Source organism: Erwinia sp. PME.40.26/001 (assembly GCF_055556675.1).
Map to the genome: position 1 here is coordinate 1 of NZ_JBVHNP010000276.1, position 257 is coordinate 257.

The 257-nt window shown below is 62.3% G+C and carries 1 protein-coding gene; it reads left to right on the plus strand.

Annotation, left to right across the window (positions count from 1 at the left end; translation table 11 throughout):
* Positions 1–257 (plus strand): hypothetical protein (locus ACZ3HG_RS24170; RefSeq protein ID WP_465334978.1); only part of this gene is annotated, 257 nt, incomplete at both ends.

Genomic DNA, 257 nt, shown 5'->3' on the forward strand with positions numbered 1-257 from the left:
CCTCGAAATGCTCGGCGCCAAGTGCAGCGAACTCTCGGTCACGGGCCTGAGCGTCAATCTCGAGGTCGATCGCACCGCATCAAGTAGTGGCGGCTCCAGCGTGGCGCCGAAGCCGGAAGACCGGGTTCAGGTGCAACCCCTTGGCGGTGCCAAGGGACGCCTGAATCTCGAATACGAAATGTTTCCGAACAACCCCGAGCCGAGCCTGCCGATCGATGGCGGCGTCATCGACTTCAACAAGGCCGACTGGCCCTACT